12 protein-coding genes are annotated in these 11,151 nt (G+C 42.0%); 2 read left to right on the top strand and 10 right to left on the bottom strand.

The annotated features are described in order from the left end of the window. The first annotated feature begins 339 nt into the window (after positions 1-339). A complete protein-coding gene (locus tag H6G26_RS06390; RefSeq protein ID WP_190728441.1) occupies positions 340-1,683 on the top strand; it encodes a sorbosone dehydrogenase family protein in 1,344 nt (447 codons plus the stop codon). 115 nt (positions 1,684-1,798) lie between these two features. Next, on the top strand, positions 1,799-2,203 hold the full coding sequence (locus H6G26_RS06385) for a phosphomannose isomerase type II C-terminal cupin domain (protein WP_190728440.1): 405 nt from the start codon (positions 1,799-1,801) through the stop codon (positions 2,201-2,203). Positions 2,204-2,262: 59 nt separating this feature from the next. On the opposite strand, the gene H6G26_RS06380 is transcribed toward H6G26_RS06385, so the two are convergent. The 10 genes from H6G26_RS06380 to dndD all read right to left on the bottom strand — a co-directional run bounded on the left by H6G26_RS06380 (position 2,263) and on the right by dndD (position 11,014). Continuing rightward, a complete protein-coding gene (locus H6G26_RS06380) occupies positions 2,263-3,021 on the bottom strand; it encodes a HEAT repeat domain-containing protein (protein WP_190728439.1) in 759 nt (252 codons plus the stop codon). A gap of 176 nt (positions 3,022-3,197) precedes the next feature. Beyond that, the gene (locus H6G26_RS06375) at positions 3,198-3,773 is read right to left on the bottom strand and encodes a GNAT family N-acetyltransferase (RefSeq protein WP_347242435.1); all 576 of its coding nucleotides are present in this window, start codon (positions 3,771-3,773) and stop codon (positions 3,198-3,200) included. Between the two features lie 21 nt (positions 3,774-3,794). Then, positions 3,795-3,983 carry a hypothetical protein gene (locus H6G26_RS06370; protein ID WP_190728438.1) on the bottom strand — a complete coding sequence of 63 codons (189 nt, stop codon included), beginning with the start codon at positions 3,981-3,983 and terminating at the stop codon, positions 3,795-3,797. A gap of 524 nt (positions 3,984-4,507) precedes the next feature. Beyond that, positions 4,508-4,912, bottom strand: a complete 405-nt coding sequence (locus H6G26_RS06365; protein ID WP_190728437.1) for an ABC transporter permease — start codon at positions 4,910-4,912, stop codon at positions 4,508-4,510. Continuing rightward, positions 4,897-6,189 (bottom strand): AmpG family muropeptide MFS transporter, encoded by a 1,293-nt coding sequence (locus H6G26_RS06360; protein ID WP_190728436.1) that lies wholly within the window; start codon positions 6,187-6,189, stop codon positions 4,897-4,899. Before H6G26_RS06360 ends, H6G26_RS06365 begins: the two co-directional genes overlap by 16 nt. A gap of 245 nt (positions 6,190-6,434) precedes the next feature. Next, positions 6,435-7,892 (bottom strand): DNA phosphorothioation-associated putative methyltransferase, encoded by a 1,458-nt coding sequence (locus H6G26_RS06355; protein WP_190728435.1) that lies wholly within the window; start codon positions 7,890-7,892, stop codon positions 6,435-6,437. Positions 7,893-7,943: 51 nt separating this feature from the next. Further along, positions 7,944-8,330 carry a DNA sulfur modification protein DndE gene (dndE, locus tag H6G26_RS06350; RefSeq protein ID WP_190728434.1) on the bottom strand — a complete coding sequence of 129 codons (387 nt, stop codon included), beginning with the start codon at positions 8,328-8,330 and terminating at the stop codon, positions 7,944-7,946. A gap of 34 nt (positions 8,331-8,364) precedes the next feature. After that, positions 8,365-8,712, bottom strand: a complete 348-nt coding sequence (locus H6G26_RS06345; RefSeq protein WP_190728433.1) for a type II toxin-antitoxin system PemK/MazF family toxin — start codon at positions 8,710-8,712, stop codon at positions 8,365-8,367. Further along, on the bottom strand, positions 8,709-8,960 hold the full coding sequence (locus H6G26_RS06340) for a hypothetical protein (RefSeq protein ID WP_190728432.1): 252 nt from the start codon (positions 8,958-8,960) through the stop codon (positions 8,709-8,711). Before H6G26_RS06340 ends, H6G26_RS06345 begins: the two co-directional genes overlap by 4 nt. Positions 8,961-9,025: 65 nt before the next feature. Beyond that, complete coding sequence (gene dndD, locus H6G26_RS06335; protein ID WP_190728431.1) at positions 9,026-11,014, bottom strand: DNA sulfur modification protein DndD; 1,989 nt, start codon at positions 11,012-11,014, stop codon at positions 9,026-9,028. Positions 11,015-11,151: the final 137 nt, after the last annotated feature.

The following is an 11,151-nucleotide window of genomic DNA, read 5'->3' as shown; positions in this document are numbered from 1 at the left end:
GTGATGTTTTTTCTGTCAGACGTTCCGCGATTACAACTATCGCTATAAATACCCCAGGCATCAATCTTTTTAGTTATCTCACCCCATTCAGATTAAGAAAACCAATCATTATAACACAAAATCAATTCTGCAAGAGGTCTAATAGCAATCCTAAATTATTTGTGAGAGACAAAATCGCTAAATAGCCTATAAATACGTACTTTTAATCTCCGTATTTTTTCAAGTTTTAATTCGGATTGCTATAGTATTGGCTAAATAATAAAAATAGGACTTTAGACGGGTGACATTGATTAAAGCTCAAGTCTAAGGTAAGAAAATTGTGTCATAATATCTATCCCCATGAAAGTCTATGCGCGTTTCTTGCTGCCAGTATTTTTACTAACCTTGGCAACAGCCTGTAACCAGACTCGCGCTTCTTCAGATAATTTAACACCACAAATATCCGTACCTTCTGCCCAACTGACACAGAATTCCACACAGCCAAAAAATATTGTCCGAACTGAAGCACTTTCACCTAAGCCCATCCGCATCAATCTGAAAAATTTACCAGCACCCTTCGCAACAGAAAGCGCTTCTAAGCGTCCTGAAGTTGTGCCCATTCCGCAAAATCCAGCGCTGCGTGTACCAGCAGGCTTTAGAGTTAACGTATTTGCAGAAGGTTTAGATTCCCCACGCTGGCTAGCTTTAACCCCCAGTGGTGATGTTCTGGTGACTGAAACCGGGCAAAACCACATTCGTCTGTTACGTGACAGTAACAGTGACGGCGTAGCCGACGTTCGAGAAACCTTTGCTAGTAGGGACAACGCACTCAATAAGCCCTTTGGTATGACTTTTGCAGATAATTCCTTTTTTCTAGGAAACACAGATGCTGTAGTGCGTTTTCCCTATACAAAAGGTCAAAATAAAATTACAGGTAAGGGAAAAAAAATTGCCGAGTTACCTTCTCAAGGTTATAACAACCATTGGACACGCAATGTCGTTGTCTCGCCCGATGGCAATAAATTATATGTTTCAGTTGGTTCAGGAACAAATGTGGATGAAGAACCCCTACCACGGGCTTCAGTACAGGTGATGAATTTAGATGGTTCCCAGCAGCGAACTTTCGCTTCCGGCTTGCGTAATCCTGTTGGTTTGGACTTTCATCCTGTAACTAAGGAACTTTACGCCACTATTAACGAACGCGATGGAATCGGTGATGACTTGGTTCCAGACTATCTGACACGCGTTAAACAAGGGGCATTTTACGGTTGGCCCTATGCTTACTTAACACCAAAGAACCTCGATCCTCGTCAAAAGACGGATGACAAAAGTAAACGCCCCGACTTAGCAGCCCGTACCCAAACTCCAGATGTGCTGTTCCAAGCGCACTCAGCAGCATTGGGTTTGCAGTTTTATGATGGTAAAACGTTTCCAGAAAAATACCGGAACGGTGCTTTTGCTGCTTTTCGTGGTTCTTGGAATCGCGATCGCGGTACTGGTTATAAAATTGTATTTGTTCCCTTCAATGCAAAAGGGCGATCGCTTGGCTATTATGAAGACTTTCTCACAGGCTTTTTACTAAATCCTTCTGTACCAACCACTTGGGGACGACCTGTAGGTTTACTCGTGCTGCCAGATGGTAGTCTACTACTAACAGAAGAAGCTAATAATCGGATTTACCGGATTCAATATACGGGGGGATGAATGATTCCCTAGAGGAAATTTAGAGCAGTTGTGACTACATCTGCCTATCCAGGTTTATCCCGTTTACGGTAAATTACAGAAAAATATTAATACTCATCTGGTTGAGAAATTGATTATGACTCCCAATGAAAATAATACTCAGTCAAATGTCAACGAATTGCCTTCACATTCAGGCACACGATACTGGGGTGAGGTGGAGGTGATTGAGGAGGGAGATACTTATAGAATTAGCCGTGTTGAAATCAAGCCCAGGCACGGAATTAAACCACAAATTCATTATCACCGCAATGAACATTGGGTTGTAGTTTCCGGTGTCGCGAAGGTGACATGTGGAGAAGAAGAAATATTGCTGAATCGAAACGAATCAACTTATGTCCCCGCAGCAACACTACATAAAGTAGAAAATCCTGGACATATTCCCCTAGTTATTCTAGAAATTCAAAATGGTGAATATTTGGGCGAAGATGATACAGAACGTCCTTATGATTTAAATTTGGTCAAACCTGTAGCTGAAGGTTAGTGAGTGCAAAGTTAGGAGTTGGGAATCGAGTGATTAATACCCAATGCCCAATGCCTAACTCAAAACCACCCTTCTTGTTCCAGAGTTTCAATCAGCTGCAAGCCACGCGGATCACCCACTCCTAACAGTGAGGCTTTAGCGTCTGCCCGGACTCCTAAATCTTCATCTTCGGCAAAGGCTTGAATTAGAGCATCGATCGCTGTCGCATAAACTACATTAGAAGGCAGTTCGCGGCACAGTTGACCAATTGCCCAAGCACTGTTACTTCTCACTGCTGCGACTGGATCTTTAACTAAGGCTTCAATTAATGGTGGTATTGCCCTTATAACTGCTTCATAACCTACTTCTGCCATCTGTGCTAAGGCGCTAGCAGCCCACAAACGCACTGCCGAAATGTCAGTTTTTAAGGCGTCTGCTAGGGGCGGTAAAGTACGGCGATCGTGACAGTTTCCTAAAGCCCAAACAACGCCTTTACGCACATAGCCATTCCAATCACTGTTTAATTGAGCAATTAATGGACTCACTGCTTCTGAACTGGGATTGCGTCCGAGGCCATAGGCTGCACTCACCCGCACTAAGGGACAGGTATCAGTTAACAAGCGAATCAGATGGGGGGTAGCACGCGCATCTTCTATATCACAAAAAGCACGCGCCGCTAACATTCTTTGCTGGGGCTCGGGATTGTCCAGCAGGGCCAGCATCACTTCTGGATCTGGTTTTGCCACAACTGATTCGTCAGTTAGCGGCTCTATTTTATCTAAGGGGCTTTCTAGCTCCTCCTCAATATCGAGTAGGCTTAGATCGTCTTCGTCATACATAATTTCATCTCAATCCCTTTTCGGGATCAATACATAATCCCCCGCGCCAATAAGTTAAAGCTTTATAAGTAGTATTAGTTGCGTCATTATACACTTTCCTTTCGCCTCGTTGAGACAAAACTCAACGAGAAACGCCATAACTCAGACGTTAAAGTATGTTACTGCTATCCTATAGTTTATTTTTCTGCACTTAGGAATTTTACCATCCACAGGGATTGGGTTTGATAACCTAACTGATTATAAAGATTTAATGCAGGTTTGTTTGATTGAAACACTTGCAGTCCAATCTGGCGATCGCCTCTTTCAATAGCCCAACTTTCCACATATCGCATCAAGGCTTTACCAATACCCAGTCGCCGATGTTCTGGTACAACGTAGAGGATAAAGATGTGAGCATGACGGTTACCATGCACTTGATCTATGGCATTGCCCACCCAGAGACACGCTATCGGGGGATGGGCATTGGGCATTGGGAATGGCGCATAGGGAGGAGGCAAAGGGGCAGTAGGAAGGGTAGAGATGAGAGGAATTTGCTCCTTCTCCCTGCTCCCTGCTCCCTGCTCCCCCTCCTCTTCTACCCACCACAAGGGCGTATCGCTAGAGAAGTATTGCTTAACTGTCTGTTCTAGGTGAGAAAAATTCTCATTGGGAAAGAGATCCTGGTAAGTTCGCTGCATGAATTTAAGCAGCAACGCTCCATCCGAAGTGGAGCCACGGCGAATAATATACCCAGGTAGTAGTTGCTCAGACACTGCTGATGTTTATTGACTTAGCTAACTCGCGTTATGTACTGCTAGTGGTAAATCAATTGGAGTAGGTTGAAAACTTACCCCCACCTCTTCAATTGGTGCGGGTGCTGCCATATCAGAGGGTAAAAAGATGCGGGCGCTAACTGCCACTAGGGCAAAGAAAAATATTAATACTGCAAACAGTGGGGCGAGGTATTGACGAAAAATAGCCATATTTTAATTGCAAAAAAAGCTACGAACTTTTATGAAAATTTAGCTGAATATTTGTGAAGTATTCTTGATTCATTTTAACAATTTTCTGTGCAAGGGAATCGGGCATTGGGCACTTGTACTGACTTGTACTGAGTGGAGCCGAAGTACCGATCTGTCCGAATCTCAACTTCGCTCGATTTTCGCAAAGCCCCGTTGGCGCAGCCTCTCGCAGAGAAGTATTGGGCATTGGGTATGGGTCAAAGCAATTCGCAATTTCCAATTCGTAATTCGCAATTAATAATACCCCACACATGAAGGCGGGGGCTTAAATATTTATACTACGTGTTTTGTTTCTTTTCATAATTAAAATTAGGGGCAATGACCTTGAAGGATGAATCAATTATCAATTACATCCGCAATTGCGTTAGCGACGAAGGAGCGTCACTGCGAATTGTTCGGTCATGGAGCAAGGGGGAGAATTAAAATTACCTCTTTCCTATTTGCTCCCTGCTCCTCCTCATTCCGTGTCCCCTACTCTCACAGTACTATTGATCGTGCTCCAACTCATCTAGCACTTTCTGGCAATACCAATTCTCTGGCAGTCCAGGATAAGTTTCTTTTGCCTGTTCAATTAACCGTTCAGCTTCGGCAGTGTCACCGGATAACTTAGCGATCAGCCTGTTTTTGAGATAGCTATCAGATACACCATCGTCTACCTGGTCTGGTATCCCTTGATTTATAGTTGATGGTCGGGACTGATCTCTTCGTAACTGCCAAAATAAAACGTAATAAAGTGTCCCAAAAATTAAAATTAGGCTGAGTGTTCCAAAAAAAGTTAGGAGGTTAAATGCTAGAAATCCCAGAACTAATTGTGAGAGAACATAGCCAAGTAATAAACCGGTGAGTAAGAGGATAAATGTGCCGACAGCAATAACTACTTGATTCCCCATATATCCTCTTCTTCGTCCTCAAGTCCTGGTCTGGATACTGCCACTGGCTGAGGGTTCCAGGGGGCAAATACTGGTAATAGGAGTAGTCCTGGCACAGCGGCGGCGATGGTAATTAAGAAAAATACTGGCCAACCCGTGCTTTGGGCGATCGCACCTCCAGGGGCCGCCAGAATATCGCGGCTGACAGCCATTAAGCTGGATAACAAAGCATATTGGGTTGCGGAAAACCTCTGGTTACAAAGACTCATCAAAAAGGCAACAAAGGCTGCTGTCCCCAATCCACCACAAAATTGTTCTACGTTGATGGCAAGTACCATAGCTTGGTAGTTTTGACCGATGTACGCTAGAAAAAAGTAAGCTAAATTACTTACTGCTTGTAGAATACCAAAAACCCAAAGTGATCGATTGATGCCAATAGCACTCAAAATTGAACCACCTGCTAAAGCGCCGATAATCGTAGCAATTAACCCCATCCCCACTTGAATTGCCCCAATATCGGTTTTGGTAAAACCTGTTTGCAGCAAAAAAGGCGTGGTCATATTACTCAACAAAGCATCACCTAGCTTATATAGGGTAATGAATGCAAGCATTAGAATAGCTTTGATAATCCCTTGACGCTGAAAAAATTCTCGGAAGGGCAAGATTACAGCATCAGCGAGAGTTGCTGGAGGGCTAATTTCCTTGGGTTCTGGTGCAAACAACGTGGCAAAAATACCTATTACCATCGTCCCTGCCATAAACAAGTAAACCGATGACCAAGGCAGTTTGTCAGCAAGTATCAAGGCTAAAGCACCTGCGGCTAATAGGGCAATTCGATAACCTAAGATAAAAACTGCTGCACCAGCCCCCATTTCTAGTTTTTCTAAAACGTCGGTACGGTAGGCATCAGCAGCGATATCTTGAGTTGCACTGATAAAAGCAATGACTATGGCGTTGATGGCTAGTAACTGTAATGCTTGTTTGGGTTGTTGAAAAGCTATGACTGCGATCGCTACGATCAAAGCAATCTGCGTCAAGATTAACCAACCCCGTCGTCGCCCCAAAACTGGCAAAGTGAACCTGTCCACCAAGGGTGCCCACAAAAACTTCAAAGAATAAGGCAAACTCGCAAGGCTAAACCAACCAATAGCGGCTAAATCTACCTTCTCCTCGGTCATCCAAGCCTTTAAGGTATTACCGATTAACAATAATGGTAAACCCGATGAAAAACCTAAAAATAATAAAGCCGCCATCTTGCGGCTACCGAAAACTCCCAGTAGCGATTTAATTTTCCTCATACTTTCAAATTTTTGCCTCTTTTGAGGAAATATCAATAAAATACAACGAGGAAATCGAAAAGTATATCATCTCACTACTACCTATAAGGGTTTGGATTATCGGAGTGGCAGCAGTTCCGATTAATTTCTATCAAAGATTGAAACTTGCCATAGCTGCTATGTGATTTTCCGTAAACATGAGAAACTACCAAGATTTACTTGGGTTAAATACAAATTCAGGATAACCTTATAGCGTCAGCGTTTTATTAACTTTCTTGAATTGGATAAACCTGATGTCCCTTGATTTCTACTTTGTGTGCAGCGAGGCATTTTTCCCACCCTTCACGCGTACCAATGTCGCTTTTTTGGTTAAGCAGCCCTAATTCCTGTTCTTGTTGGGTGAGTTTAGCAAATTCTTTGTAGCGTGGGTAGTTGCTGGTAACAAATGTTTCTTTACGGTGCAAAATTGGCGGATTTGCCCTATTTTCGTAGTCTCGGTGAGTGACGAATAGGGTTTTTAAATCAATACCAATGCTGGCTTTTAAAGCTGGGTGGGGATCAGTGTCGAATTCGGGGTAAAACAGATAGGATATTTGCGGCTTATCAGTGTGATATTTGATCAATGTTGCTCCGTCTACACGCCCAATGGTGCGGCTAGCACAGCCTTCACAAATTCGCAGCAACGGATCAAGGGCTGCTAATGCCGAAACATGGACGTAAAGCGCACCGCGCGTATGTTTACCAATTTTGCTTTTTTCGCAAGCAGTTTGAATTACCCCAGGTTTACCCAAGCTAAAAAGTTTTTGATCGGCTACTTGACAAGCTTCTTCATAGCTGCTGAAAAAGGCTTTGATATCGTGACGCATTTCTGGGGCTAACTTTTGCCATGCAGGACGTTTATCAAAGTGGGTGAGGGCAAGATAAACTTGGATATCGAGAGAACGACGGTAAGCGATCGCATCCCATTCAGCTTCATCAGTAGCTTGCAAAACTACACCAAAGGCGCGGCGAAAGTTACCAAATTCGCTCAGTAATTCCTGTTCATTTTCCAATTCACCTTTTACAGGTAGTCTACCGCGCTTGGTAAAGAAAGCCATGAGTGGTTGCAGCTGTTCTTGATAGTCTTCAAACCGCTTTGTAGGGATGCGGACTCGCGGTGTAGATGTGGTAGAAAAGAAGCGGATAGCTTTGTAACTTTCTTTTTCAGCTTCGTCTCGAAAAACAAAGTAAACCCCTAATGCGATCGGTACTGCATCTACATTTAAAACTTCATCAATATAAGTTTTGAGTTCTTGTTGTTCGTAATATTTCTGAAAAGTATTGCGGCGCGTCACAATGCCATCATTGTAAGCAAGTTGGGTTTTGCTGGGAGCGTTAATGAGTATTTGAGCCGCGACAATTAAAACTTTCCCAGTGAGTTCCCAGGCTTGGCGAAGGCTTTGACGGCGTTCTTCTGAGTTTTCAATGACGTTGAGGACATAACCCAGGTTAACCACATCGGCGGGGGTGCGTGGTACATCAGGATAGTAGTAAGGGTCCCAACCTGCACTGGTGTAGCCTAAGTTTTTTACTCGTTGGACATCACCACCGTAGCCGCAACCGTAGTCAAAAAAGGTGGTGTCTTGATTGAGGATTGACCCTTCTATAGCCAATCGTACAGGGCGAGAGATGTCGGGGCGAGCGATCGCAGCTCTATGACGCTCAATTTCTAGCGCTTCAGGCATAATATTAATTGTCAGTTAACAGTGAACAGTTAACAGTTAACTAATATCCTTTCAATTTTTAACCGCTAGTTCAATTAAATCTTCAATTTTCTTGATATTTGGATCGCCTGCTAAGTAGCCAATACCGCGATGCAAATGTAAGCGGAATTGGGTGGCGAGAGTTTCTTTGTCCGTGGCATAGCCGTCATTGTGACAGCGTTGCTTAAGGGCGAGGAGGAGAATATCGGACATTTCACCACCAAAGACGCGCCAACTCATTTCGACGTTGCTATCTTGGGGGATTGGGACAGGGGAGGGTGCGGTTGCTTCTGCAAGGGAACGACAAAACGCCCAACGACATAAAATATTCCATTGGTCGATTTTGGTGCTGCGCTTAAGTTTGGTAAGTTGGTCTTTAGCTGTTTGGGATAGTTTGATTCTTTCGATTGGGGATTCCATAATCTTTCTAAATAAAAATTAAAGTAGTTTTCGGTCATAAACCTAAACAGTAGCGAACCGCAGTTTCTACTTCAAGCATTTTGGAGTCAAAAATCTTGCCAGATGGATCAGCAGGAAAGCGATTTGGATCTAAAGAACGAATTTGAAAACATAAGAACACTCTTTCTATAAGCAATCCACTGTCACCTGGCGAGACTCGGATATTAGTTGGATAATCACGCTTAATATTTGTTCCTTTCGTACCGACAATTACAGTCACAACTAAAGGTGATTGATTTATAGCATCTATAGATAAAACTAAAACTGGCCTTGTTCCTGCCTGTTCTCGACCCAGCACTGGATTAAGATTGACAAAATAAATTTGTCCTCTCTCGATGCTCACAGTTTTTCCAAACCATCCATTTCTGTAAGCTTAAATTCATTATTAATAGAGATGAGTTCTGTTTGTATATCTAAATCGATAGCCATTGCAACTAGTTGTTCATTCATATATTTAACATCAGTAAATTTATTTACTATTTGCTTTCTTTCTTGCACTTGTTTTGCGATCCGTTCTAATAACCATTCTAATTCTTCTAATGACAGAACACGTAGTTCATTCTCCATTTTTAATACATGAGGTGAGTTCATAATTGCTTCTCTACTTTCCAAAGGCCGTGATATATATTGTAAATATCTTTTTTAGACGATATCTACTACCAAAAATATTGATTTTCTACCACTGTTGTTTGGCGGGTAGAGGAGTCGTATTTGAGCAGGTATTCGCGGGCGATCGCTTCATTTTCTCGCAGTGTTTCCACTTCTTTCTTGCCAATTTCAGTATCCGTAGATAACAAAATCACTTGATGGCTGGCGGATGGAAAATAACGTTCAACTAAGTTGCTGCGGTGAGAGGAGTCTAGTCTACCTAATGGCGTATCGATTGCTACTGGTAGGCGGTGTCCAGAGACTTTGGCTAAACCCCAGAGGAATGCGATCGCAAGTAGTTGTTTTTCGCCAGCCGAGAGGCGATGTTTCGGGACAGGTTTACCATTTAAATCGTAAAGCAAAAGGCTAAAAGTCTTAGTATCAATAGTGATGCGATGCACTAAGTCTGATTTATGGAGGAGATAAAGGAAGCAGTTTTTAACTTCCTCCTCTAATTTATTGAGTTTTCGCAGAGTTAATTTTTCACGAAAAATCTTGAGTGTATTTTGAACTTTTGCTGCTGACGTAATAATATGTTCGCTATTTTTATGTTTAATATTTTCTACAGTATAATCACTTAATTCTCTTTTTGACTTGGCAATAATAGTTTCTAATTCAGCTAAACGGCGGCGGATTGTTTCGTAATTTGCTTTAGCTTCAACGACTTGATTTTGTGCCGTTTCTAGCGCTTGACGCAGCTTTGTATAATCTTCTGGTGCTGCTGCTGTTTGCACTTGCCTTTCTAGAGTATGAATTTCTTCTTCTTTACTTCTGAGAATAGCTAATTTATCTTTTGCAGAAAGTTTAGAATTTTGTAAGTGATATATAAAATTATCTAGTTGACTTAAAGTTTCATCATCAGCTAATAACCAAGGTGCTTCTGTGTGGATAGTCTTTGCATATAAACTATCTACATCTTGGATTAAAAATGATTGTATTTTTTCAACTTGTATCGGAGAAATTTCTACTTGATTTAGCCAAGCGAGTAAACGCTGATCTCGTTCAAGTAACAAATCCTTAGAGATTTGTACCTGTTGATGGCGAAATTCCTTTTCTCCTTGTGTCTGCGCTTGATTGAGCAAATTGGGAATTAATGCAAGAGGTAAAACATCAGCCGCCAATTCACACATTGACTGACGTACTTGTTCAATTTCCGCAGTTTTTATATCCTGTTGTAGTTCTAGTTGATTGCGTTCGGCTGCAATCTTCCCACCTTCAGAAATGAATTTATCAAAGGCTTCTTGCTGCTTTTGTTCTAATTCTTCTACCTGATTTTTGAGAACTTCTACTTTCTCTTCTGTTGTTTGATAATCTTCTTGCTGTTGGGTTAACCTAGTTTCAATTTCCTCTAGGTTTGCTAAATCCTTACTATTACCAATTTCTTTAAGTTTACGGTTAACTAAAATATCTAAATCAACAGCTAAACGGTCTGCTAACTCTAGCCCTAAAAGTCCGCGTATTGCATCTACTACAACTGGTGGTGGTGTTTCTTGTTCTGCGAGTTCTTTAACCTGTTCACCATCAAAGAGAAATAAGTTAGAAATACCTAATGGCAGAAGATTTTCAATATATTCATCCCAGATATTAACTAAAGCATCAGGCCATGTATCACTATCACCTAAAATACCTAATGTATCCTTACCATCTTTAGGATTTTTTGTCCAGCTACGGACAACACGGTATTTTATTGGCTTATCATTTTCAATATGTTCAAAAAGTAATTCAATTCGGGTGTCTACAACTGGATCTATTTTGTTGTTAACGCATTGATTGAGAAAATCACTATAACTTAAATTACCACGGGTAGAACATTGGGCGCGAGCGCCATAAAGGGCGAGACGAATGGCATCCATAAGGGTGGTTTTTCCGCCGCCATTCATCCCACCTAATAGGATGATTGGGTGTGAGGTTTCCTCATCAATTTTTGGGTTAAGATTAATTACCTGTTTACCACTGTAAGGGCCAAAGTTTTGTAGAACGAGTTCAAGAAATATCATTGATTTTTAAGATTATTAAATATTGGGTGAAGGAATACTGGGCGAATGGAATTCGCGGTTATGCAGGTGAAGTTTATCAGGTACCGGGTGAATGCGAGTCGCGGTTATGCAGGCAAAGTTTATCAGATCCCGGGCGA

The sequence above is a fragment of the Nostoc sp. FACHB-888 genome, from assembly GCF_014696655.1.
Taxonomy (GTDB): domain Bacteria; phylum Cyanobacteriota; class Cyanobacteriia; order Cyanobacteriales; family Nostocaceae; genus Nostoc.
Note: the sequence above shows the minus strand (reverse complement) of the source record. Positions and strands in the feature narration are given on the sequence as shown.